This window comes from Acinetobacter sp. YH12131 (assembly GCF_013418635.1).
Lineage (GTDB): Bacteria > Pseudomonadota > Gammaproteobacteria > Pseudomonadales > Moraxellaceae > Acinetobacter > Acinetobacter towneri.
On sequence record NZ_VPBQ01000008.1, the window covers coordinates 62591 to 87522 of the forward strand.

A 24932-nucleotide genomic window follows, 5' to 3' on the forward strand; every position below is an offset into this window, starting at 1 on the left:
TTATGTCATTTCAAAATTTAGAAGTTGTACACGTAGTCGCTATGGATCAACAACGCTGCATTGGTCAGGGTAACCAATTGCCGTGGCATATTTCGGCAGACTTAAAACACTTCAAAGAAATCACCCAAGGTGGCGTGGTGATTATGGGACGCAAAACCTTGGAGTCGATGGGACGCACCCTGCCTAAACGTGTCAATTGGGTGATTACCCGCGACCCAAACTGGGCATTTGAAGGCACAAAAGTGGCGCATAGCATTGAAGATGCCTTGCAACAAGCCGTTGCCGATGTTCAAGCCTCAGAAAAACCAAACACTTTATTTATTATTGGTGGTGGTGAAATTTTTAGCCAAACTATGCCGATTGCTGACCGTTTGGAACTGACGCATATTGAACTAGATGTTCAAGGAGATGCGCATTATCCTGCCATTCCTGCCGAGTTTAAAAAAGTGGCCTCAGAACAGCATGTCGATGAAAAATCAGGGATTGCCTTTGAGTTTGCCCGCTATCAAAAATAATGCTGACAGCCTTGGCAATATTTGATTATGATGACTTAAACGGAATTTAACTTTGCCTCAGGAATGGCGGATGCTGCATTTCATCTTCAGTTTAGGTGTCGTTCTTTCTTCTATTTGGCTCAGTATGGCCTTGTGGATTCATCAGCCTTTGGGTTGGTTAATGAGCCGTGTGCTGATTGGGACTTGGCTAGCCTTCACCCTCAGCATTTTGGGCATTTATATCACTCAGCATTTGCTCAGTCGCAATCAGGATATTTTGGTTTATCTTTTGGGTTTTACCTTGGGGCTGTTTTGGTATTTTGGGATGGATGCCAAGCAAGACCGTGACTGGAACCCTGAAGTAGCCCGTATGCTGCATTATGAACAAGTACAAGATCAGGTCACGCTGCACAATGTCCGCAATTTTGACTGGCATGCCGATGGTCGCTATACCGAACGTTGGGAAACCCGCCAATTTAACCTGAAACAGATTACGGGGGTGAATATCATCACCTCTTACTGGATGGGGCCAAAAATTGCGCATACCTTAGTCAGTTTTGACTTTGCCGATCAAGCGCCACTCACCTTTTCCATTGAAATTCGCAAAGAAAAACACGAAGAGTTTTCTGCGATTGGTGGCTTCTTTCGGCAATATGAACTCAGCCTTGTCGCTGCCGATGAAAAAGATATCATCTACACCCGCAGCAATATTCGGGGTGAGCAAGTTTATTTTTTCCCGATCCAGCTCAATCCACAAGAAGCACAAGCACTGTTTCAGGAATATCTGCATAAAGCCGATGCTTTAGCCGCCAAAGCGCATTGGTATAATACGTTGACCAGTAATTGCACCACGCTGCTGTTTGACATGATTCAGGCAGTATCTCAAAAACGTTTCCCTGCCGACTATCGTCTGTTTGCTTCGGGTTATTTACCCAATTATTTATATGATTTGCATGCGCTGGATCATCGTTGGGATATGCAAACTTGGTATCAACGTGCCCACATTAACCCACGTGTGGAAAACTTAAAAGATATCCACAGCCAAGACTTTTCCGCGCTCATTCGACAAGGCGTGCAGCTCGATTCTTCAGCAAACATCAGCACGCCTTATTCGCATCCGACTTATCAGAACAAAGTGCTGCCCTGACCTATTTTGGTCATTTTGCGCAGATACAATCAATTCAGAGAAAAAACCACACCATATCTTGGAAAAAGTTGCAGCAAACATACAAATTTAACTAGAGCCACGGCGCATAATTTGTTTAGATAGCAACAATTTCAAAAAATTAGAGATCATTCCATGCTAAAAAAATACTTCGGGATCACCTTATTGGGTGCAATGATTGCTTTATCAGGATGTGAAACTATGCCAACTCAAACGAGTGCAAGCCAAATTAGCGCAATCAATCAAGCCAACTTAGTACAACGTACATGGACTGCTACGCAATTGGGCAACAGCATGTTAAAAACAGAAGCAAACCGCCAAAACTTGCCATATTTAAACTTTGATGCCGCCACACAAACAGTCACAGGTTCAGATAGTTGTAACCGACTCAGCGGTAGTTATGTCGCAGGACGTGACACCCTACAATTGGGGCAATTGGCAACCACGCGAATGGCTTGCTTAAATAACAACAACTTAGATCAGAAATTTCATGAAGCCCTAAATAAAGTGACGCATTATCAGGTCTATGGTAAAACCCTGAAATTGCTAGATCGCCATGGAAATTTACTGATTCAATTTGAAACACCAACGGCTGCACGTTAACGGCTAAGCCTAATAATAGACAGGCTTAAAATGGTTTATTCATAAAATATAAGGACAAAATCATGCAACAAGCATTGTTTGGTGGCGGATGTTTCTGGTGTGTCGAAGCCGTATTTTTACAACTGCAAGGCGTAGAAAAAGTCACCAGCGGTTATGCAGGTGGACATACCTTAAACCCAAGCTATGAAGATATTTGCCGTGGCGACAGCGGACATGCAGAAGTCATTTTGATTGATTTTGATGAGCAGCAGATCAGCTATTCACAATTACTTGAGGTGTTTTTTGCCACACACGACCCAACCACATTAAACCGTCAGGGCAATGATGTCGGCACACAATACCGCTCTGTGATTTATTATTTAGATGCTACACAGCAACAAGCTGCCACCGAGATGATTGCAGCATTACAAGCTGAAGGTGTGAATGTTGTGACTGAACTCAGTGCAGCACCTGAATTTTACCCTGCAGAAGACTATCATCAGAATTTCTTTGCCAAAAATCCAAATCAGGGCTACTGCAATTTTTCCATTCCACCGAAACTGAATAAATTACGCAGTAAATTTCAGCATTTACTGAAAGTATAACCATTGGATTTAAAAGCAAGTACAAAACGGTGATACTCATCTTTTGATGACATCACCGTTTACACCACTATTTATTTTACAAAAGTCGTCCAGACAAATGCCTGAGTACGTCCTTGTAAGGTCATCTTCAACTGATCGCCCGACTGTAATGCTGCCACCCCTGCAGGTGTACCAGTCATTACCACATCACCAGGTTCTAAACTAAATACTTGGCTAATATCTGCCAACAATGCCACAATATCAAAAATCAATAAACTGGTATCGCCTTGCTGACGTAATTCATCATTAATGTCCAAACAATATTGCACGTTTTTCCAGTCCTGAATTTCCGATACATCCACCCAATCTGCCAACACACAAGAACCGTCAAACGCTTTGGCTCGTTCCCACGGCTGTCCTTTTTTCTTAAGTTCATCCTGCAATTCACGCAAAGTTAAATCCAAGCCCAAAGTCACTGCACCTACAGCATCCAATACTTTGGCAGGATCTGTGTCTGCATTTAAAGGCTGGTCAATGCGTAAACTCAATTCACATTCATAGTGACAATTGCCCCAGACCTTATTCCACGTAATCCCATCACTTAAACTGCGTAAACTGCTTGGCGGTTTAATAAATAACACAGGATGATCAGGTACAGCATTACCTAATTCTTTGGCATGGTCTGCATAACTGCGACCGACACAGACAATTTTAGATGGACGTGTACTCATGATCATCCTCGAATAACTCGTAAATTGGGAAAATTAGAACTTACTTTTTAAAAGTATTTTCAAAAACCGTTTGTTCTGCAGGCAGATTAAATGCACGTTTCGGTACAATCACCACTGTACGATTTTTTAATTCCAGCATATAGGTGAGTTTACCCACAGCGAAATTTTGCACCTCGTTATAATGAAATACCTGTTTACGACCATTGGCATACAGCTCGGCATAGTCCTGAAATAAATCAATGCCTTGCTCGCTTTTTCCAAATTGGTATTTTACAAACTGGCGTTTAAACATCATTGGCAAAAACCAATAACGCATTAAAGTTTGCAAGATTAAAAAGAAAGCACCGAGTGCAACATAATAGCGACCTACCCCATCGAAGCCCAAATAAAAGCCCCAAGCAATAATCGCCACACTAATCAACGGTGTAATAAAACGGGTAAATTGTTTTTTACCAAAAGTCGCAAGGGCAAAGCCGTCTTGAGATTCTTCTAAATTTAAAAAATAGCGCAAAGACAATGCTGGCTGCGTGTCAGACATAAGCTCATCATCAAGTCATTCAAATTGAGCTAAATCTTACACTAGATTGAGCACTTTCCTTATTTTTTTCGTGTTTATTCGCTCAAAGCCAGACGTAAAACAATGGTCATGCTTTTGACACAAAAATTTCATCATTTTTAGATAGTGTAGATGCAAAAAAACCGCATCAAAAGTGCGGTTTTTTATTTCAAGTTGGTGCGCTCAGAGAGATTCGAACTCCCGACCCCTTAGTTCGTAGCCAAGTGCTCTATCCAGCTGAGCTATGAGCGCGACGACTTGATGGGGTGCATTATACGTGTTTTTTTCTGGCTGTTAAGTATTAATTCATCATTTTGCAATCAAATGCACAGATATTGGACGATTCAAAAGAATTTTAACGTAAAACCATGAGTACGCTATTCTTTTTAATAAACTGATTATTGTTTGAGTTTACTAAATTTCAGGCACAAAAAAGCCGCATTTAAGCGGTTGATTGTTTAAGTTGGTGCGCTCAGAGAGATTCGAACTCCCGACCCCTTAGTTCGTAGCCAAGTGCTCTATCCAGCTGAGCTATGAGCGCATTACTTGTGTGCCAATTTAGGCGATACGTTACTGTTCGGTTTACTTATTGGTGCGCTCAGAGAGATTCGAACTCCCGACCCCTTAGTTCGTAGCCAAGTGCTCTATCCAGCTGAGCTATGAGCGCGACATAAGTAAAGCGTGGCGGTGAGAGAGGGATTCGAACCCTCGATACAGTTACCCGTATGCGTCCTTAGCAGGGACGTGGTTTCAGCCACTCACCCATCTCACCGTAACGTGCCGCCATAATACAAATTAAGTGCTAGCACTGCAAGCTTCGATACCACAATTTTTGCATATTTTTGCTCAATTAAATATTTTTTAAACAATTTTCAGGATTCATCACCAGAATTACGCCTGAACTTTTGGCAATCGCTGAACAAAAACTAGAAACATCGTAAAATAACGACAGAAAACACATTATTGCAATCATTTACGTGCAGTCTTTCCGTACATGACTTATGCTAAACCTATCTTCTGACATGAAGTTTATTCCATGATGAAAAATTGGGTCGATCCTGAAGCGAAAGCTGAAGCCGAACGCTACGAAAATCCTATTCCAAGCCGTACCTTAATCTTAGAAACCATTGAAACCTTGCAAGCGGCACAGTCACATGCAGACTTGGTAGAGCATTTTGCGATTGCCGATCAAAAAAGTATTGATGCCCTGAGCCATCGTTTAATTGCCATGGTACGTGATGGTCAGCTCATGAAAGATGGATTCAAGTTCCAGCTGGCTGCAGAACAACCGACTCATGACGCCACGGTTTACATCAACAGTAAAGGTTTAGGCACAGCCAATATTGCAGGTCATGAAGATATTTTATTGCCTGAACGCGAACTACGTTTGGTGTTTAATGGCGATCAAGTCAAAGTCCGCCAGACATCGGTAGATCGTAAAGGCAAGGCATGGGGGTTTATTACCGAAGTCACCCAGCGTCGTGTCAAACAAATCATTGGTAAATTGTCAGAATACGATGGTGAATATTTTATTCAGCCTGCCCAGCCAAATAGCCATCAACCCATTACCCTTGAAAAAGAATTAATTGAACATGCCCAAGTTAAATTGGGCGATTCTGTGCGCATTGCGATTGACGACTATCCAACCCGCGAAGAATTTGCCACAGGACATATTATTCAGTCGATGGCAGACAAAGCCGAAACTGAAATTATTATTCCGCAAACCATTTTAGAATTTGGTCTGCCGTATGAATTTCCTGAAGATGTCATTCAAGAAGCCGAAAGCTTTCAAGAACCGACAGCCCAAGACCGTGAAGGACGTGTTGATTTACGCGATTTAGCCTTAGTGACTATTGATGGTGAAGATGCCCGCGACTTTGACGATGCGGTATACGCCGAAAAACGTCCAGGCGGTGGTTACCGTGTCGTAGTCGCAATTGCCGATGTCAGCCATTACGTCCGCACAGGCAAACCGTTGGATGATGAAGCTCAGGAACGTGGGACTTCAGTCTATTTCCCGCATTTTGTATTGCCGATGTTGCCTGAAGCTTTATCGAATGGCTTATGTTCGCTGAATCCGCAGGTTGACCGTTTGTGTATGGTCTGCGATTTAAAACTGTCACGCGCAGGTCGGGTCACAGGTTTTGAATTTTATCCATCGGTCATGCATTCCAAAGCGCGTTTAACCTATACCCAAGTGGCACAATATTTTGAGGGTGACAGTGCGGCAATTCCAGAAGATCGGGAGGTGCGCAAATCATTAAATACTCTGTTCCAACTGTATCAAGTGCTGAAAGGTTTACGTGCTGAACGTCATGCCATGGAGTTTGAAACCGTTGAAACCTACATGACCTTTGATGAGTTAGGTGGAATTAAAGAAATTTTGCCGCGCACCCGTAACGTTGCGCATAAACTGATTGAAGAATGTATGTTACTCGCCAACGTCGCAGCAGCAGAATATGCACTCAAACATGATGTGCCGATGCTGTACCGTGTACATGAACCGCCTGAGTTTTCACGTATTCAAAAAGTCCGTGATTTTGTCAAATTACTTGGGCTACATTTCCCAGAACAACCCACTCAGGCCGACTATCAAGCGGTGATTGAAGCCACTAAAGATCGTATTGATGCACCAAGTATTCACGCGGTGTTATTACGCTCAATGATGCAAGCCTATTATGGCGCCAATAATTCAGGTCACTATGGTTTAGCTTACGATGCCTACACGCATTTCACTTCACCAATCCGTCGCTACCCTGACCTATTGTTGCATCGTGCCATTAAAGCGCATTTAAAACAAAAACCATCACCACTTTCGGGCGCAGCTTTAGATGATGCAGGCGAACATTATTCTGCAACTGAACGTCGTGCCGATGAAGCCTCACGCTCTGTCACCACATGGCTAAAATGCCACTATATGCAGCAGCATTTGGGTGAAGAATTTGTGGGCGTAATTTCTGCAGTAGCCGAATTTGGTTTATTTGTTACTCTCAAAGACCTTTATGTCGATGGCATGATTCATGTCAGCCAGTTGGGCGATGACTTCTTTGTATTTGACCAAGCCAGCCAAAGTCTAATTGGACAAGCACGTGGTCAAAGCTTTAGCTTGGGCGATGAAGTTAAAATTAAAGTCGCGGCTGTCAATTTAGAAGATCGCAAAATTGATTTTGAGCTCATGAAGCAACTCACCCATGCAGGTCGTGCTATTCGTATGCGCGCACCGCGCGTGGCAAAACCGTTCAGCCGTGAAGCCACTGAAGAAGTTTTTTCTGAGCGTCCAAGCAAGGCGACTTTAAGTGAAAACGGTGAGCAACCTGTGCCGAAGAAAAAGCCAAAAAGCAAACCGAGCTCTTACGGTAAAAAAACCTCAGCGAAGTCGGAAGCTAAACCGAAAGACAAAGCCAAAAAAAAGACCAAGGTGAAAAAGAAAAAATCCAATGCCAAAGCAAAGGGTGAGTAAATTTTACTAAATAAAAAAGAGTGCTACGGCGCTCTTTTTCATTTAATATATCTCTATAAAAATAAACCACTTAAAAATCATGACATCACAGAAAATTACTAAATACTATTACCATGAATATGTAATATGCTTAGTCTTTGTACTTAGTATTTCAGCACTGATTGCTCTCTTTTTTATAGACTTCACCCCAACAAATCAAGTCAAAATCACAGCCTTCATTGTTGCAACGTTGATTTATTTGGCTGTTTTGATCTACTTTTATGTTCTGCATAGATACGGACAATGGATCATTCCACGTACATGGACAAATGTACAAAAAAAGCCAAAATTCTATTTTTTACTCCTCTTCCCTATTTTTGTAATTCTGTTTCTTTACTTAAATCTAGTTGTCTATCCTCCTCTGCTTCATACCCTAGTTTTGGGTACACCTACTGTGGTGACATTGGAAGCAAGCGCTGTTAAAAAACATGGTAAAAAAGGAAGTGTCTACTATTCTATTGAAACACCGTATGACTCTACTGGTATGTTTCGAATCAATGTAGATGAATATGAACACTACAAAAATCAAAATCTATTCATAAAATTATCGGTCATTGAGGGGCGCTTTGGCACCTACATCCAAGATATTCAATCTATCCACGGTGAAACAAGAGCGAATAAATAGCACCCAAGGCTTGATTTATCCTTCTAGAAGCCTTACTTCTACAAATAACACAGGAAATAAATCGGCAGACCGACATGACATTAGAAAAGGCAACTTTGCCTGTTCCACAATTTGATCAAATTACCCTGGCAGATTTAAAACAAAAAATTGAGCATGCCATTCAGCAGGGACAAAACTTTTTAAATAATCTGACTGCAGTACCTGAAAATACGACGGCGCAATTAAATGTTTTAGAACAGATTGATCAGCTCGAAAATAACATGAGCGAAGCATGGGGCGTGCTGTCACATTTAAATGCGGTCATGAATAATCCTGAAACCCGCGAAGTGTATCAAGCGCTGTTACCAAGTTTAAGCGACTACTACACTCAATTGGGTCAGCACACGGTGTTGTATCAAAGCTATCAACATATTCACGACGCCAACACCTTTAAAGATTTGCCTGCTGCACAACAAAGCGCAATTCAACTGGCATTGCGCGACTTTAAACTGTCAGGTGTGGCCTTAGAAGGTGAAGCTAAAAAACGCTATGCTGAAATTTCAGCGCGTTTATCGCAACTGTCATCAGACTTTTCCAATCATGTATTGGATGCCACCCAAGCCTATTACAAAGTATTGTCCGAAGATCAGCTCAAAGGTTTACCGCCAAGCAGCGTTGAATTGCTGAAACAATATGGTCAGCAACGCGAATTGGAACAAGCTGTGGCAACACTGGATATTCCTGCCTATTTAGCCATTATGACCTATGCCGATGATCGTGCTTTGCGCGAAACCTTGTATCAGGCATACACTACTCGCGCGTCCGATCAATCAGCCCAGTCTGAATTTGACAACACCCCGATCATGGAAGAAATCTTGCGTTTACGTCAAGAAATGGCGCAATTGCTCGGTTTTAACAACTATGCAGAATTATCCCTTGCCAGCAAAATGGCACCAAGTGTCGAAGCAGTCGATCAATTCCTGCGTGAACTGGCAGAACATGCTCGTGCACCTGCAGAACAAGAAATTGCCGAACTCAAAGCCATTGCCGCCCAAGATGGGATTGATACCTTACAACCGTGGGATACAGGCTACTATTCTGAAAAATTAAAATTACAGCAATTTAACCTTTCACAAGAAATGTTAAAACCATATTTCCCTGCACCGAAAGTGGTTGAAGGTCTATTTAGCATCGTCAAGCGTTTATACGATGTCGATATTATTGAGCGCGCTGCCCCTGTTTGGCATCCTGATGCACGTTATTTTGAACTTGAAGATCAAGGTCAAGTGATTGGTGGTTTTTACTTTGATCTATATGCCCGTACAGGCAAACGCGGCGGCGCATGGATGAGTGGTTTCCGTTCACGCATGCAATTGGCACAAGGTTTACAAAAACCAATTTGCTATATGGTGTGTAACTTTACCCCACCTGTTGCAGACCAACCCGCGCTTTTAACGCATGATGAAGTCATCACCCTATTCCATGAATTTGGACATGGCTTACATCACATGCTAACTGAAGTAGATAATATTGCTGTGGCAGGTACACATGGTGTCGCTTGGGATGCGGTGGAATTACCAAGCCAATTCATGGAATTTTGGACTTGGGATCAAGATAGTTTAGATATGCTGAGTGCGCATATTGAAACCCAAGACACCCTGCCAGAACACCTGCTTAAAGCACTGTTAGATGCACGTTTCTTCCAGTCGGGAATGCAGAGCCTGCGCCAAATTGAATTTGCCCTGTTCGATTTAAGTATTCATCGCAGCAACCCTGCTTTAAATGCGGAACAGATTCAAGCCATGCTAGATGATATTCGTCAAAACTATGCCGTTGCGCCAACTACAGCTTACAACCGCTTCCAGCACAGCTTCAGCCATATTTTCGCAGGCGGCTATGCTGCAGGATATTATTCATACAAATGGGCAGAGGTTTTGGCCAGCGATGCCTTTGATCGCTTTGAAAATGAAGGGCTATTTAACACCGAAACTGGCAAGCAGTTTAGACAGTTTATTCTAGCAGTTGGCGGAAAAGATTCAGCGCTTGACGCATTTATCAATTTCCGCGGACGCGAGCCAAAAATAGACGCACTATTACGTCATCAAGGTTGGACGAACATAGTCAAAAACGCTTAAACTAAGAACTTTAGATGAAGTTAGGGGAGTCGTGATGACCATTAAACGTCGTTTCATTGCAGGCGCAAAATGTCCGAAATGTCAGGCGATGGATCGGGTTGTCATGCTCACCGCTGACGAAGCTGAATGGATCGAATGTATCGAGTGTGATTATACGGAAAACCGTCCAACACATATTGATGAACCTGAAATCCCAGAGGTTTCAGATGAAATTGGGGTGATCCAGTTTAAGCCGCGTCAGTCAAAGTAAAACAATAAGGTTCAACAACGCATGACTGAAGATCAACGACATAACCCTAAGCTTTTATGGGCGATTACGGGTGGGTTAATTATTGTCATTATTGCCGTATTTATCTTTCAATGGATGGGCGATAGCGACAATACTGCGCCTATAGAAACTGCCCCAACTACGGCGTCTGTAGCGAAAGCTGTACCTGCTGAAGCAACGCCATTGCAAGAAGATGCAGCAGCACCAAAACAGTTGGTCACAGAAGATTTACTCAAAGCACCTATATCTGAGAATGCAGCGCTTGCCAAAGAAGAAGTGGCTAAATTAGATGACATTCAAAATCAGCTGAATGATCAACGTGCCTTATTAAAACAGCAACATAACGATGCTGATGAATTGATTAAACTGAAAGAAGAACAAATCAAAATACTGGAAGCCCAACTGGCACAGTAAGCCTCCTCTGCTTCACATCAGTCATTTTAAAATACGATAAAGGGTCAGTGTTGTAGCCAATTTAAGCTAGAATAGCCAGAGGTTATTCTGGCTTTATTTGTATGACATCTTCTGGTTCTGCCCAACAAAATTTGCTCAAAGCAATTATGCTGTTGACCTGCTCTGCCTTTCTGTTTTCACTCATGGGAGTGTGCGTTCGTTACGCCTCAGAAACGGTAGATAATGCCACAGTGGTATTTTTCCGTAATTTCATTGGTTTGTTTATTTTTATCCCGCTCATTTTCAATAAAGGCTTGGGCTTTTTTAAAACTGAAAAGTTATGGATGCACACTTGGCGTTCGGTAGTCGGATTAACCGCCATGTATGGTTTTTTCTACGCGATTGCCAATCTAAAACTGTCCAATGCAATGGTCTTCACCTATTCATCGCCTATTTTTATTCCCTTAATTGCATGGCTATTCCTTAAAGAAAAAATCACCAAACCAATGCTATGGGCTGCGTTCATTGGTTTATTTGGCGTGTTATTTGTCGCCAAACCCGATGCAGGTATGTTTAATAGCATGTCCGCAATTGGACTCAGTGCCAGTTTTTTAGCAGCGATGGCTTTTGTCACGGTACGCGCCCTGACTCAAACCGAACCGCCTGAACGCATTGTGTTTTATTTTTGCATAATTGGGACACTCATTTCTGTTGTACCGATGTTCTGGTCATGGCGTCCTTACAACTTAAAAGAATTGAGTTTTTTAATTGGTGCAGGATTGCTGGCCAATATCAGTCAGATCTTTATGTCCAATGCCTACCGTCTTGCCCCTGCTGGGCAAATTGGCCCTGTCAATTACATTGCGATTATTTTTGCAGGGATTTGGGGCTTTAGCTTTTGGCATGAAACGCCAGACTTATTTAGTTTAATTGGCTTTGCCCTAATTTTGCTTGCCATTATTTTGTGCAGTCCACTGTTACAAAAACACCTGAATCATCACTCCCCGCATTCATAATGCTGCTTTGTATTCCCTACATATCAACCTATTAAAAAAACACCCCGTAGTGAACCACAGGGTGTTTTTAAATAATAAGATGACAGTGATTAAGTATCCATGTGCTTATTCATACCAGCCGAATAGCTTGAACGCATACGGTGCATAGGCAATAATCAACATCGCAGGAAGCATCACAATCATAGGCAAAATCCAACGCTCATAACGATAATAGAACGATTTATGACGAACTTCTGCATCGGCTGCAGCGACTTCTTCATCTCCAATCGACTGCCTTGCCAATAAGTGATTCAGCGCTACAGGTGGCGTCACATAGCCTAATTCAAAACCAATTAGGGTAATCATCCAGAAATGCGCAGGATGTATCCCATATTGATAAGCTACAGGCGCAACCGTTGCAGAAATTAGAATCACCGCACCGAATGGATCCATAATCATGCCCACAAAAATCATCAAGGCAACAATCAGGCTAATCACAATAAAGATGCTGCTAATGTCGGTTGGGAACGCTTCCATAATTTCAATGCGTTCTAAATAGCCACCTACACTGACTGAAAGCGCCATCAAAATTACCAATGCTCCAATATGTCCCACCGTTTCACTGGTCGATAAATGCAGAGCTTTGAAGAAACCATACTGACGCAATGGTGAATCAGGTGCAGTCAATAATGAGCGCTCAGATGAAGCTGCTGTCTGTTGTGCTACAGGCTTGTGATCTAAAGTCTGATCCCACTGCCCCATCGCTGGAATAGGCGCAGGTTCATGGCGCAATTTATCAAACAACACCATCATCAATAAAATAACCGGCATCATTACAGGTGCAGTAAATTCATTCATATTGGTGTCTAAAGCATATTTATAGAACAACCAAATCAACACAAAAATGAGGATATATGGTAGTACAGGGCCAAAAGCACGTAAGGACAATGGCGCAGCTATGTTCGGTGCAGCAATGCGGAATTTATTTTCAGCAAAGAACAACGAAATCACTAAAAATAGGGTTGAAGTCAGTAGGAACACATACAAACCATAGTGATACAGCATGTCCGTTGTGACTTCTTTATTCAGCGATGCCACCACAACAATCAATAGGCATGGACGAAGCACGACCCCCATTGAACCCGACATAGCTGTTGCCGCCAGTGCAAACTGACGTCGTCCACCCGCATTCCAAACTTCTTTATAAATGATCGCACCTGCAGCAATGACAAAAATCCCCGATGCACCGGTATAAGCCGTTGGTAATGCAGCAGCAATCAGAATCAGCCAGGTTAAAGTTTCAGGTGCCAAATTCCACGGACGCAGAATATTCAGGAACAAATCCACAATTCGGGTTTGTTTGAGCAACATCCCCGCCCAAATAAACAAAGCCAAGTTCAAGAAAATACTAGAGAATTCGACCAGTTGCCCTAGGTAAATCCCTTGCCCCATTGGATAATCCATCAGGAAGGTAAAAGAGAAACCCGTACTAATTGCCATATAGGCATACAAAGGTACGCTCAGGAAAGCAAGACCTAAACTACCGCCTTCACGGGTCGGTGCAGGTGGCTTAATAAGCTGGAATAAACTAATTAAAGTCAGAGTTGCAAACAGAATCATCCACATCCAGTAAATGATTTGCGTTTCACCACTCATCGGTACGCCTGAATTGAGTACTGAACGATATTGACTGATACTTGACGAGGTTAAGAAACCATTCGCCACCACCATTAAGGTCGAATACACCTTGAAGTCAATTTTGGTCGCAGGGCCACGTAAACCAATGTGATGGGTCTTTAAAGTGGCACTAATTGCAGCAAAGACCACCATCAATACCAATAAAATGGCACGGTTTTCAGTACCAAATTTAAAAATACCAAAAAAAGAGGTTTCAATGGTTCGATACATTTTCAAGCTTGGATGGGCTTGAATATGCTGAATCGCCTGATCATGAAATTGAAATTTTTCTTCACAAATTTGTTTGGCTGCTAAAATGGAAGCGCGGACATCTGATTCAGAGGCAGTACCAAAAATATCGGCAAACTCATCAGCAGCATTGGCTTGCATTTGGGCATGTACTTGTGCATCGATATCGGGGTTGCGTTCGCAGTCAGGTGCAGTGGGTTCGGCACGCAAAAATGAATACTGCATACCCGTTGCAGGGTCACCGTATAGGCGTTCACCCATGCGCAACAACTGACCATGTACCATTTCACCTGTACCAATAATAAGTGTCAGTAGCAACAAGATCAAAATAACGAATGTAGAAATCCATTCTGTCCATATATGTCTGAGCAAAGCCAAGCCAGACCTGCGTTGTCCGTTATTGTGCATATATTTTCCTGTTTTTATTCTATGCAGAAACCGAGACACTCGAATTTCTGTCTGTCCTTATTCAACGGAATATCCATCTTCCATTGAGCATTTTTGTATTCAGTTTAAATGTGAATGAACGTCGTTATTTTTAAAATGACAATATAGATTTTCTTTTAAGTAAAAATGGTCAATTGTGAGATTTCTTGTGAGCCCTTTTTGCCATCATTTTGATGTAATTTTAATGCGGATCAATGCAATAGGCCCAAATAATATAAGCCAGTGCAAAAATTACTCCCCAAATCACCCCCAATAAATGTGCCTCAACTAATACAGGACTGCCGATTAATTCTGCTGTACCCAAACTGCCCACTGTATTTTCCCAAATCAGTTTAGATAAAATAAGCAGCAAGACCAATGTGGCAAAGCCACGTTCTTTTTTATAAAGCAAATGCACACATGCCACCGCCACATAAGCACCATGCAACACCCCAGAAAGTCCTGCATAGGCATCAATATCGGCAAGGAAGTAATAGAAACTCAGACTAATCGCTGGCGGTAGTACCAACAAAAGCGCCACAAAGTGCCATACTTTGGCATGCGGAAAAATAAAAGGTAAACAGGCAAAGGCGATCATATTAAGCAAATAATGAATCCAGCCCACATGCACCCAATGCCCTGTCCATAAGCGCCAGAATTCATCCAATAAATGTGTAGACCAATAAATAAAATGCTCTGCAAAAATCTGCAAACATGCCGAAACCGACATACATGTCGCAATAAACACAATTTTTCGACTGAGAAATTGAGATGAATATTGCATAGGCGCTTGCATCCTCCAAATTATTCTTGTTATGTGCTTCGGCAAACGGATTGCCCAATCCTAAAACCTCTGGTCAATATTGAATTGGGCAATCTTGATATTTTTACAATTGAGCTGCCGTATCCTCATTAAATAAATCATCTAATTCAGAAGAATTATCTTGCTCATCCCAGAAACGCTGCTGATCACCCGTACGCACACCTGTATGTTCAGTCCAGTAACGGTCTGAAATTCCTTGTACCATGCTTCCCGCCATGGCATCAATCAATTTAAATTGTGGATTTACAGGTTTTTCGTCACTGCGTGCATTAGAAAAGGCTTTGAGTGCGTCGCGGATTTTGGCATCTTCACCACTGGCTTGGGCAGCAACCGCGTATAAAGCGTGTGATAAACGCACGCCTTTATTTTCACCGATTTGCATCGACTGCTTTAAGGTTTGATACGGATCAGGTTTGCCATCTCCCGCACCTGGAAGCAAAGTCCAAATTACGGCACGTGTAGCCTCTGGTGCGCCCCAGAATTTTTCATTGTTTAAACAGGTCATACCACGTTCAACAATCGCGGCAATATCTTTAGGCACATGCACTGCCCCGCCTGAATTAATATCATTGGTCATGGCTTGCAAGCCACTCAACATCCCCAACATATACACAGTTTGATCAATATCACTGTTCATTTTTGGACAACCTTCGCCCAAAGGTTTCCGATATTTCTTTTCCCAACGATGCTGAAACAATTGATAGCCTGTGTATTGGCGCTGTGCCGCCAAAGCCGCCCAACGTTTTTGCTGAATCCGCGCATCTTGCGCTTCGCCCACTTGCCCTGCTTTTGCTGCACGTAAATAACGCAATTCAGCATCCAAAGCTTTTTCTTCGGCACAAATACCCGCAGCCGAATACATTAGTACCGCAACACGGGTTGGGTCTGCGCCCATATCTTTAGTCGCCATAATGGCAGGGGTTAAGGAATTACCAGAATTACACACCATTTCAGCATCTTCCATCGCTAAAATTGGCGGCACAATATGTTTTTCAGTAAATCCAAGTGCGACATTGGCACCTGTTTTGATCACTTGTGAACAACCTGATAATAATAAACTTGTGATTGCAAATACGGCCACACCCTGGCCTATTTTTTGGACTTGCGACATTTTCCTGTCCTCTATAATTGTGTTTATGTCCATTGCAACAAACATAGCAGAAGCAATATCTGAATAAAAGCGTCTACTTGCTGCTTCAGATGGATAACTTTGCCATGTTTTAAAGTGACTAAAATTGACTGAAATCTGTCATCCGACAAAATTTAGGCAAAAAAAAGTAGCATTGCGACGGTTCAGCACATGCTACTTATTAACTGATGCCCAATTCGGGCTTATCTTAAAAAATCTTTCGACTAAATTTAAATCTGCACATTTCAGGAATCTGATTTGTATTGATCTACACTTGTCTGGAATGAATATAACTGAAAATAGGGATATGTGTAATCTTTTATGCCAATATAAAATGACTGATCAGGACACGAAAAATAGATGATAATTTTATCTTTATGATACTTATAGTTTTTTATTATTATAAAAATATACAGCTGTCTGTAAATTAGAGCATTTTCGCCAATACTTTTAGAGCCTTCCATTCCGCCTTGGAAACCTGATCACACCAAATCACCAGAGGTTTAAAGGCTTGCTGAAATTCCATGACGATATAAATTTGATGATCTATCACTTGACGCAGTTGCACACGCTGAATTTCAATTTGGCGAGCTGTGCTTTTAATCTGTTGTGATACTACACGAGGCGCGAGATAGGAAATTGACCATTCACGGTCATCTAATTGATCTAAACCAACAATTCGGTTTGCACGAACAAATTTAAAATATGTCCAGCCCATAATGACAATACATACAACGCTAAGCCATGGCTTTAACACTTGTAGTAAAAGCCAAACGATGAGTAGAGCGATCATCAGCTGAAACACTATTGCGATGACACTAGGTTTCAGCTGAAACTGCTGCTTAGCCATGCACATAATGCTTTAGTTTACGGATAAAATCTTTCAACTCAGGACGTGGTGGCTCAGACACTTCCATAAACCAATCCAATAAATCTGGGTCTTCCTGCTCAACCAAATCGGCAAACATTTGTTTTTCTTCCGCACTGGCAGTCAAATAATGATTTTTCACATACGGGTCAAAATAGACATCAATTTCCTTTAAACCACGACGGGCACGGTAAATCACTTTGCGTTCTTCTAAGCTGATGTCATCACTCATGCGGTTTCCCCATTAAAATTAAACTCAGGCTAGTTTAACCGACCCCTTTTAAAGTTTCGATGACTTTTATGCAGCATTGACCAAAAGCATCATCTTTCATTTGCAATTGAAACTTTTGCACCTTGTTGCCCCCTATAAATTCTTCTAAGGTGAATTCAAAATAACAACATCAGGAAGATAAAACCATGCAATCTGCCGCAATTCGCCCCATTGCCAATATGTTACCGCGCACCTTATTCAGTGCTGAACACGACAGTTTTCGTGATTTGGTACGAAAATTCTATTTGCAGGAAGTCATCCTCCATACTGAAAAATTTGAAGCGCAGCAGCATGTAGATCGTGAGCTATGGCGTAAAGCAGGTGCTTTGGGTTTGCTGTGTAGCACCATGCCTGAAGAATATGCAGGTTCAGGGGTAGACCGCTTATACAGCATGATTTTGATTGAAGAACAAGCCTATGCAGGTGACAGTGCTACCGGTTTTTCACTGCATTCAGATATTGTCGCCAATTACATTAATAACTTTGGCACAACTGAACAAAAACAACACTGGTTACCCCGCATGGCCACAGGCGAAGTGATAACCGCGATTGCCATGACCGAACCCGGTACAGGTTCAGACTTACAAGCTGTGCGTACCTCTGCGGTATTGGATGGCGATGAATACGTGATTAATGGTTCTAAAATTTTTATTACCAACGGCTATTTGTGCGACATGGCGATTGTGGTATGTAAAACAGCGAACACAGACAAAGGTTCAGCCAATCTGTCTTTAATATTGGTAGAAGCAGACCGTGCGGGATTTAGCAAAGGCAAACCACTGAATAAAATTGGTATGAAAGGTCAGGACACTTGCGAATTATTTTTTGATAATGTCCGCGTGCCTCGCAGCAATTTATTGGGTGCAGAAGGCATGGGCTTTATCATGCTGATGAAAGAACTGGCTTGGGAACGCTTAATTGTCGCGATTATTTGCCAAGCAGGTGCAGAAGCTGCTTTTGCACATACACTGCAATATACTCAGCAACGTCAAGCCTTTGGCAAAAGTATTCATAGCTTTCAAAATACGCGCTTTAAACTGGCAGAATTACGCACCGAAATTGATTTCTGTCGTGCTTTTTTAGATCAATGTATGCAGTTACAACTTCAAGATCAGCTCAGTGTTGAAGCTGCAGCGGCCGCCAAATATAAAATTTCAGAGATGTACTCCAAAGTGGTGGATGAATGTCTACAACTGCATGGTGGTTATGGCTATATGCTTGAGTATCCAATTGCACGTGCTTACTTAGACAATCGGGCCAATCGTATTTATGCAGGCACCAATGAAATTATGAAAGAGCTGATTTCACGTTCTTTATGAAATTTCCACCTCAACATAAAAATGGCGCAAGCAATTTTAAATTTCTTGTGCCATATTATTTTTGCACCCAACGATTTAGGACACTAATTTAGGTTTACGCTGCTGTGCAGGCACAGCTTGTTTGAATTTTAAAATACCATCTTCAAAACTTGCTTGTTTTAAAGTTTTGCGATCTTCTAAGTAATTGTTGGTCACTCGCCATGGCGCATGTTTGCCTTGCTTTGGCATCACATCAGCAGCACGCGCGATATAGCCCGAACTCAAACTGCCCATCACCGTATCTTCCAATAACTCAGTTTGATCGCCTTGAGGAATTACCACGTCATAACCTTGTCGATCCATATAATTGAGCAAACGACAAATATAATCCGCAGCCACATCCACTTTAAGCGTCCAAGAGGCATTAATATAGCCAATAATCATCGCCATATTCGGTACATCGCTGATCATCAGACCTTGATATAGCATGTGCTTCGAGGTGTCTAAAGGCACACCATCAATTGTGGCTTGAATACCGCCTAGAATCTGAATATTCAAACCTGTCGCAGACACAATAATATCGGCATCCAAATGTTTACCCGATTTTAATTGCACACCTGTTTCAGTAAAACTTGCAATTTGATTGGTTTCAATCGAGGCATGCCCTTCGCGTAAAATCTTAAATAAATCACCATCAGGCACAACACATAAACGCTGATCCCACGGATTATAATGTGGCGTGAAATGCTTCATATCTACCTTGCCCTTGAGCTGCATTTGGATAGATTTCAGCAACAAAGTCCGCAGTAATTTCGGCTGTTTTTGTGCTAAAGCATAAATGGCGCGTTGCATGCCAATATTACGTGCGCGCGTGATTTTGTAAGCAACATCTTCAGGCAAAACTTTACGCATTTGCTGATAAACAAAATCCATTGCAGGCACTGAAGCAATATAAGTCGGCGAGCGTTGTAGCATGGTGACATGCGCTGCACCACCTTTTGACATAGCAGGTACTAAGGTAATGGCGGTTGCACCACTACCAATAATTAAGACCTTTTTACCACGATAATCTAAATTCTCAGGCCAATGCTGTGGGTGAATAAATGTACCTTTAAACGCATGTTGATTCGGAAAGTCAGGCTGAAAACCTTGATCGTAATTGTAATAGCCTGTGCAACCTAAAACAAAATTAGCCACCCAAGTTTCAATCTGTTGCACTGCATTTTCTATACGTAACGTCCACTTACGTGTTTGAGAGTCATAATTGGCAGATAACACACGATGCTGAAAATGAATTTTTGAGTGTAAGGCTTTTTCTTGAATGACTTCTTCTAGATAGTCTTTGATAGATGCGCCATCGGCAAGTACATTGGTTTTTTTCCAAGGCTTAAAATTATAACCAAAAGTCGACATATCCGAATCTGAACGAATGCCCGGATATTGGAATAAATCCCAAGTGCCACCAAAACTTTGACGACGCTCAATAATTTCAAAAGAACGCTGTGGGCAGTTTTGACTTAAATGTGCTGCTACACCAATGCCCGAAATCCCTGCCCCAATAATTAATATATCAACCTGCTTATCCATGTTTTATTGTCCAGCTTGAATGATGTTTTTTATTAAAGCATAAATTTGACAATACACAATGTCAAGTTTAGCAAAAGTTACTAAAATTTATATCAATTCGGGACAATTTCATCATTTATTGAGATTCAATATATTTTTTTCATAAAAAAAGACCGGTAAAACCGGTCTTTTTCTGAACAACGTGCGTTATTCTTGGCGAAATTATTTAACTTCGCGATCTACAAGCTCAACGTAAGCCATCGGTGCAGCATCACCCGCACGGAAGCCCGCTTTAAGAACACGTAGATAACCGCCGTTACGCTCTTTGTAACGAGGGCCAAGAACGGTAAATAATTTACCAACAGTTGCTGCTGAACGAGTACGAGCAAACGCTAAACGACGGTTTGCTACTGTATCGTTTTTAGCTAAAGTGATTAAAGGCTCAGCAACACGACGTAATTCTTTTGCTTTAGGAACAGTTGTTTTGATTAACTCGTGTTCGAACAAAGAATTAGCCAAGTTTTGGAACATCGCTTTGCGATGGCTGCTTGTACGGCCTAATTTCACACCACTATTACGATGACGCATGGTGATAGTCCTACTTAATTAACGGCTACGATAGGCGAAACGATCGTCCATACGGAGACTAGCCGGTGGCCAGTTCTCTAAACGCATGCCGAGCTGTAAGCCTTTAGAAGCCAGAACATCTTTGATCTCTGTAAGCGATTTTTTACCCAAGTTAGGCGTTTTAAGTAGCTCAACTTCAGTACGCTGTACAAGATCACCAATGTAGTAAATATTTTCTGCTTTCAAACAGTTAGCAGAACGAACAGTAAGCTCTAGATCATCTACTGGACGAAGCAAGATTGGGTCAACTTCTTCACGAGGCTCTTGAGCAACAGGAGCTTGATCTTTCTGAAGATCAACAAAAATTGCAATTTGTTGTTGCAAGATTGTTGCCGCTTTGCGGATCGCTTCTTCTGGATCAACTGTACCATTGGTTTCAAGATCAATGATCAACTTGTCAAGGTCAGTACGTTGTTCTACACGCGCATTTTCTACGATGTAAGACACACGTTTGATTGGGCTATAAGAAGCATCTAACTGCAAACGACCTACAGGGCGAGTTTCGCCTTCTGGGAAACGTGAGTCAGATGTTTCATAACCACGACCTTGAGCAACTTTAAGGCGCATTTTTAAATTGCCTGTAGCACTTAAAGTGCCAATCAAGTGTTCAGGGTTAACCACTTCAACATTATGCGGTAAACGAAGGTCTGCAGCTGTGACATCGCCTGGACCTTGTTTTTCCAATGTCAAATAAGCTTCATTTTGATCGAACAGCTTAATAGACAATCCTTTCAGGTTCAGCAAGAGCTCGACGATGTCCTGCTGCAAGCCTTCCAAAGTACTGTACTCGTGCTCGACACCTTCAATTTCAACTTCTACCACAGCTGCGCCAGGTAAAGAAGAAAGAAGGATGCGACGTAAAGCATTACCAAGAGTGTGACCAAAGCCACGCTCTAATGGTTCTAGAATAACTTTTGCCGAGGTCCCGCTTGCCGCTTCGACCTTGATCGCTTGCGGAGTAAGAAACTCATTTGCAGTACGCGTCATTATTGCTACCTCAAGGATTATTTAGAATACAATTCTACAATCAAGCTTTCGTTGATTTCAGCAGGTAAATCAGAACGATCTGGTGCAGCTTTAAACGTACCTTCAAATTTAGAATGGTCAACTTCCATCCATGAAGGGATACCACGTTGAGCAGCCAATTCAATTGCGTTTTTAATACGTAATTGTTGTTTTGCACCTTCGTGAACTGCAATTACATCACCAGCTTTAACTTGAATAGACGCAATGTTAACACGACGACCATTTAAAGTAATGCTACGGTGAGATACAAGCTGACGAGCTTCTGCACGTGTAGAACCAAAACCCATGCGATAAACAACGTTATCAAGACGGCTTTCGAGCAATTTCAACAAGTTTTCACCTGTTGCGCCTTTCACACGAGCAGCTTCTTTATAGTAGTTACTAAATTGACGCTCTAAAACACCGTACATACGACGTACTTTTTGTTTTTCACGTAATTGTAGTGAGTACTCAGATTGCTTACCACCACGAGCCCCGCCATGTTGGCCAGGAGCTTTAGCGTGTTTTTTAGTTTTGACGTCAAATGGTTTAACGCCAGATTTTAGTTGCAGGTCTGTCCCTTCGCGGCGAGAGAGTTTGCATTTTGGACCAATATAACGAGCCATGAATGTTTCTCCTTACACGCGACGTTTTTTAGGTGGACGGCAACCGTTGTGAGGGATTGGAGTCACATCGGTAATGCTGTTAATTTTATAACCCACTGCACCTAATGCACGAACCGCAGACTCACGACCTGGACCAGGACCTTTAACAAGGACGTCCAAGTTTTTCAAACCGTAATCTAAAGCAGCTTTACCAGCAACTTCAGCAGCTACCTGAGCAGCGAACGGAGTTGATTTACGTGATCCACGGAAGCCTTGTCCACCTGAGGTAGCCCAAGCCAGTGCATTACCTTGACGATCGGTAATGGTCACAATGGTGTTATTAAAAGAAGCGTGAATGTGTGCAACACCTTCAGAGACGGTACGAGTGACCTTCTTGCGTGTGCGAGTATCTTTAGCCATCTTTTAGCTTCCAGAAATCTTATTTCTTAATCGGTTTGCGCGGACCTTTACGGGTACGTGCGTTAGTTTTGGTGCGTTGACCACGGACAGGCAAGCTGCGACGATGACGAAGACCGCGGTAGCAGCCTAAATCCATTAAACGTTTAATGTTCATGGAAATTTCGCGACGTAAGTCACCTTCGGTCGGAACCTTAGCAACTTCTGCACGAATCGCATCAAGCTGAGCGTCATCTAATTCACGGATCTTTGTTGTTGGTGCGATACCAGCAGCAGCTAAGATAGTCTTAGCAGTGTGGCGACCAATACCAAAGATATAAGTGAGAGAGATAACAGCGTGCTTGTTATCCGGAATGTTTACACCGGCAATACGAGCCATTCAATTTTCTCCAAAAAGGCAGTTAAGATAATCAACCGCCCCACAAAAATCTTGAGGGGCGGATAATAACCTAATTAGCCTACTGAAATCAACAGGTCTTAATCAAATTAACCTTGACGCTGCTTATGACGAGGTTCTGCGCTGCAAATTACGCGAATAACCCCATTACGACGGATAACTTTGCAGCTACCACAAATTTTCTTTACAGAAGCTTGTACTTTCATGATGAAACCTCTAAGTGCGCTTATCCCTTAGGATGAGCAGTCGTTTTTCTCATTAACGTTTGATTATCGTACTGGTGCGAGGTGAGATGTGCTTGAAGCTGAGCCATAAAGTCCATCACAACCACTACAACGATTAATAATGATGTACCACCTAAGCTAAATGGAATTCCAAATGAGCTTTGTAGAATCATCGGCATTAAGCAGACTACAGTGATGTAAATCGCGCCAATAAAGGTCAAACGACTGAGAATATGATCTAAGTAACGAGCAGTTTGCTCACCTGGGCGAATACCAGGCACATAAGCTCCGCTGCGTTTCAAGTTTTCCGAAACTTCTTTAGGGCTGAAAACCAGCGCAGTGTAGAAGTAACAGAAAAAGATAATTAACGCACCAAAGAGCACCAAATACAACGGTTGTCCAGGCGACAATACCAATGCCAAGTCTTGTAGACTACGCTTGATTAATCCAGCACTAGGATCCGCACTGCCGACCCATTGACCTAAGCTCGCTGGGAACAAAAGCAATGAACTGGCAAAAATTGCTGGAATCACACCTGCCATATTAATTTTTAATGGCAAATGCGTTTGCTGAGCAGTAAATACACGACGACCTTGTTGTTTTTGAGCATAGTTTACTGGAATACGACGCTGCGCCTTCTCAATAAACACAATTGCTGCAAGTACACCCAAAGACAATAAACCAAAAATTGCCAAACCAATCAGGCTTGACTGGCCACTATCAATAGATGTGAAGGATTGCATAATTAAATTAGGCAAGCCTGCAACAATACCTGCGAAAATGATCATGGAAATACCATTGCCCACTCCGCGTTCGGTAATTTGTTCACCCAACCACATTAAGAACATTGTGCCTGCAACCAAAGAGGTCACAGCTGGAACGTAAAAAGCCAGACCTGACGTTAAGGTAATACCTTGACCAATCAGACCTGCACACATCCCAATCGCTTGCACAAGTGCAAGAAACAATGTGCCTTGGCGCGTATATTGATTAATTTTGCGTTTGCCTTGCTCGCCTTCTTTTTTCAAAGCTTCAAGCGAAGGAACCACGGTAGACATTAACTGTACGATAATCGAAGCAGAAATGTATGGCATGATCCCTAAAGCAAGAATCGACATCCGCTCTAATGCACCACCCGAAAACATGTTAAACAAACCAAGGATTGTACCTTGGTTTGCATTAAACAATTGTTCAAGTGCGGCATTATTAATGCCTGGTACTGGAATATGCGCTCCTAGTCGAAATACCAATAACGCACCAATGAGAAACATCATTCGGCGTATAATTTCACGGTATTTCACGTGAAATGGTTGGCCTTTCATCATGTGAACATGACCTGAAGAA

At 42.2% G+C, this 24932-nt stretch carries 26 protein-coding genes and 4 tRNA genes; 11 read left to right on the top strand and 19 right to left on the bottom strand.

The window, feature by feature from the left end:
- Positions 1-2: 2 nt before the first annotated feature.
- From FTU66_RS07775 to msrA, 4 genes are all read left to right on the top strand, one after another.
- Complete coding sequence (locus FTU66_RS07775) at positions 3-515, top strand: dihydrofolate reductase (RefSeq protein ID WP_004974792.1); 513 nt, start codon at positions 3-5, stop codon at positions 513-515.
- Positions 516-585: 70 nt separating this feature from the next.
- Entirely contained in the window at positions 586-1641 is a 1056-nt protein-coding gene (locus tag FTU66_RS07780) for a DUF4105 domain-containing protein (RefSeq protein ID WP_180044017.1), read from the top strand.
- Positions 1642-1794: 153 nt separating this feature from the next.
- Entirely contained in the window at positions 1795-2262 is a 468-nt protein-coding gene (locus tag FTU66_RS07785; protein ID WP_004974787.1) for an META domain-containing protein, read from the top strand.
- 62 nt (positions 2263-2324) lie between these two features.
- Positions 2325-2846, top strand: coding sequence for a peptide-methionine (S)-S-oxide reductase MsrA (gene msrA, locus FTU66_RS07790; protein WP_070153293.1), 522 nt, complete (start codon positions 2325-2327; stop codon positions 2844-2846).
- A gap of 71 nt (positions 2847-2917) precedes the next feature.
- Here the strand turns inward: msrA and FTU66_RS07795 are convergent, their stop codons facing one another.
- The 6 genes from FTU66_RS07795 to FTU66_RS07820 form a co-directional block, all read right to left on the bottom strand.
- Complete coding sequence (locus FTU66_RS07795) at positions 2918-3556, bottom strand: fumarylacetoacetate hydrolase family protein (protein ID WP_179997259.1); 639 nt, start codon at positions 3554-3556, stop codon at positions 2918-2920.
- 40 nt (positions 3557-3596) lie between these two features.
- Positions 3597-4094: a YcxB family protein gene (locus FTU66_RS07800; protein ID WP_096901373.1), complete on the bottom strand. Its 498-nt coding sequence runs from the start codon at positions 4092-4094 to the stop codon at positions 3597-3599.
- 193 nt (positions 4095-4287) lie between these two features.
- Positions 4288-4364, bottom strand: a tRNA-Arg gene (locus FTU66_RS07805).
- A gap of 212 nt (positions 4365-4576) precedes the next feature.
- Positions 4577-4653 (bottom strand) — tRNA-Arg (locus tag FTU66_RS07810).
- A 49-nt stretch (positions 4654-4702) separates the two neighbouring features.
- Positions 4703-4779, bottom strand: a tRNA-Arg gene (locus FTU66_RS07815).
- Positions 4780-4794: 15 nt separating this feature from the next.
- Positions 4795-4884, bottom strand: a tRNA-Ser gene (locus FTU66_RS07820).
- A 264-nt stretch (positions 4885-5148) separates the two neighbouring features.
- Here FTU66_RS07820 and rnr point away from each other — a divergent pair.
- The 6 genes from rnr (at position 5149) to FTU66_RS07850 (ending at position 12027) form a co-directional block, all read left to right on the top strand.
- Complete coding sequence (gene rnr, locus FTU66_RS07825; RefSeq protein ID WP_180112594.1) at positions 5149-7572, top strand: ribonuclease R; 2424 nt, start codon at positions 5149-5151, stop codon at positions 7570-7572.
- 79 nt (positions 7573-7651) lie between these two features.
- Positions 7652-8236, top strand: a complete 585-nt coding sequence (locus tag FTU66_RS07830) for a hypothetical protein (protein WP_111885424.1) — start codon at positions 7652-7654, stop codon at positions 8234-8236.
- A gap of 74 nt (positions 8237-8310) precedes the next feature.
- Positions 8311-10350: a M3 family metallopeptidase gene (locus FTU66_RS07835; protein ID WP_131260579.1), complete on the top strand. Its 2040-nt coding sequence runs from the start codon at positions 8311-8313 to the stop codon at positions 10348-10350.
- A 40-nt stretch (positions 10351-10390) separates the two neighbouring features.
- Positions 10391-10600, top strand: a complete 210-nt coding sequence (locus FTU66_RS07840; RefSeq protein WP_171324836.1) for a YheV family putative zinc ribbon protein — start codon at positions 10391-10393, stop codon at positions 10598-10600.
- Between the two features lie 21 nt (positions 10601-10621).
- Positions 10622-11032, top strand: coding sequence for a hypothetical protein (locus FTU66_RS07845; RefSeq protein ID WP_180112595.1), 411 nt, complete (start codon positions 10622-10624; stop codon positions 11030-11032).
- A gap of 101 nt (positions 11033-11133) precedes the next feature.
- Positions 11134-12027: a DMT family transporter gene (locus FTU66_RS07850; RefSeq protein WP_180112596.1), complete on the top strand. Its 894-nt coding sequence runs from the start codon at positions 11134-11136 to the stop codon at positions 12025-12027.
- A 105-nt stretch (positions 12028-12132) separates the two neighbouring features.
- On the opposite strand, the gene FTU66_RS07855 is transcribed toward FTU66_RS07850, so the two are convergent.
- The 5 genes from FTU66_RS07855 to FTU66_RS07875 all read right to left on the bottom strand — a co-directional run bounded on the left by FTU66_RS07855 (position 12133) and on the right by FTU66_RS07875 (position 17410).
- Complete coding sequence (locus FTU66_RS07855; RefSeq protein ID WP_154320307.1) at positions 12133-14340, bottom strand: TRAP transporter large permease subunit; 2208 nt, start codon at positions 14338-14340, stop codon at positions 12133-12135.
- Positions 14341-14560: 220 nt separating this feature from the next.
- Positions 14561-15142: a rhombosortase gene (rrtA, locus tag FTU66_RS07860; RefSeq protein ID WP_179989929.1), complete on the bottom strand. Its 582-nt coding sequence runs from the start codon at positions 15140-15142 to the stop codon at positions 14561-14563.
- Positions 15143-15245: 103 nt separating this feature from the next.
- Complete coding sequence (locus FTU66_RS07865; protein ID WP_179989878.1) at positions 15246-16292, bottom strand: hypothetical protein; 1047 nt, start codon at positions 16290-16292, stop codon at positions 15246-15248.
- A 445-nt stretch (positions 16293-16737) separates the two neighbouring features.
- A complete protein-coding gene (locus FTU66_RS07870; protein ID WP_096901367.1) occupies positions 16738-17160 on the bottom strand; it encodes a protein YgfX in 423 nt (140 codons plus the stop codon).
- A complete protein-coding gene (locus tag FTU66_RS07875) occupies positions 17153-17410 on the bottom strand; it encodes a succinate dehydrogenase assembly factor 2 (RefSeq protein WP_004974752.1) in 258 nt (85 codons plus the stop codon). Before FTU66_RS07875 ends, FTU66_RS07870 begins: the two co-directional genes overlap by 8 nt.
- A gap of 185 nt (positions 17411-17595) precedes the next feature.
- Here FTU66_RS07875 and FTU66_RS07880 point away from each other — a divergent pair, with 185 nt between their 5' ends.
- Positions 17596-18768: an acyl-CoA dehydrogenase family protein gene (locus FTU66_RS07880; protein ID WP_179993949.1), complete on the top strand. Its 1173-nt coding sequence runs from the start codon at positions 17596-17598 to the stop codon at positions 18766-18768.
- Positions 18769-18843: 75 nt separating this feature from the next.
- Here FTU66_RS07880 and FTU66_RS07885 read toward each other — a convergent pair whose 3' ends face one another.
- The 8 genes from FTU66_RS07885 to secY all read right to left on the bottom strand — a co-directional run bounded on the left by FTU66_RS07885 (position 18844) and on the right by secY (position 24910).
- Complete coding sequence (locus FTU66_RS07885) at positions 18844-20334, bottom strand: NAD(P)/FAD-dependent oxidoreductase (RefSeq protein WP_180112597.1); 1491 nt, start codon at positions 20332-20334, stop codon at positions 18844-18846.
- Between the two features lie 201 nt (positions 20335-20535).
- Positions 20536-20901 carry a 50S ribosomal protein L17 gene (gene rplQ / locus FTU66_RS07890; protein ID WP_004974746.1) on the bottom strand — a complete coding sequence of 122 codons (366 nt, stop codon included), beginning with the start codon at positions 20899-20901 and terminating at the stop codon, positions 20536-20538.
- A gap of 18 nt (positions 20902-20919) precedes the next feature.
- Positions 20920-21927, bottom strand: a complete 1008-nt coding sequence (locus FTU66_RS07895; protein ID WP_004974745.1) for a DNA-directed RNA polymerase subunit alpha — start codon at positions 21925-21927, stop codon at positions 20920-20922.
- 17 nt (positions 21928-21944) lie between these two features.
- Entirely contained in the window at positions 21945-22571 is a 627-nt protein-coding gene (rpsD, locus tag FTU66_RS07900) for a 30S ribosomal protein S4 (RefSeq protein ID WP_004974744.1), read from the bottom strand.
- 12 nt (positions 22572-22583) lie between these two features.
- Entirely contained in the window at positions 22584-22970 is a 387-nt protein-coding gene (gene rpsK / locus FTU66_RS07905; RefSeq protein ID WP_001040166.1) for a 30S ribosomal protein S11, read from the bottom strand.
- 19 nt (positions 22971-22989) lie between these two features.
- Complete coding sequence (rpsM, locus tag FTU66_RS07910) at positions 22990-23346, bottom strand: 30S ribosomal protein S13 (RefSeq protein ID WP_004974734.1); 357 nt, start codon at positions 23344-23346, stop codon at positions 22990-22992.
- 107 nt (positions 23347-23453) lie between these two features.
- Positions 23454-23570: a 50S ribosomal protein L36 gene (gene rpmJ, locus FTU66_RS07915; RefSeq protein ID WP_000867907.1), complete on the bottom strand. Its 117-nt coding sequence runs from the start codon at positions 23568-23570 to the stop codon at positions 23454-23456.
- Positions 23571-23590: 20 nt separating this feature from the next.
- Positions 23591-24910, bottom strand: coding sequence for a preprotein translocase subunit SecY (gene secY, locus FTU66_RS07920; protein ID WP_171062591.1), 1320 nt, complete (start codon positions 24908-24910; stop codon positions 23591-23593).
- Positions 24911-24932: the final 22 nt, after the last annotated feature.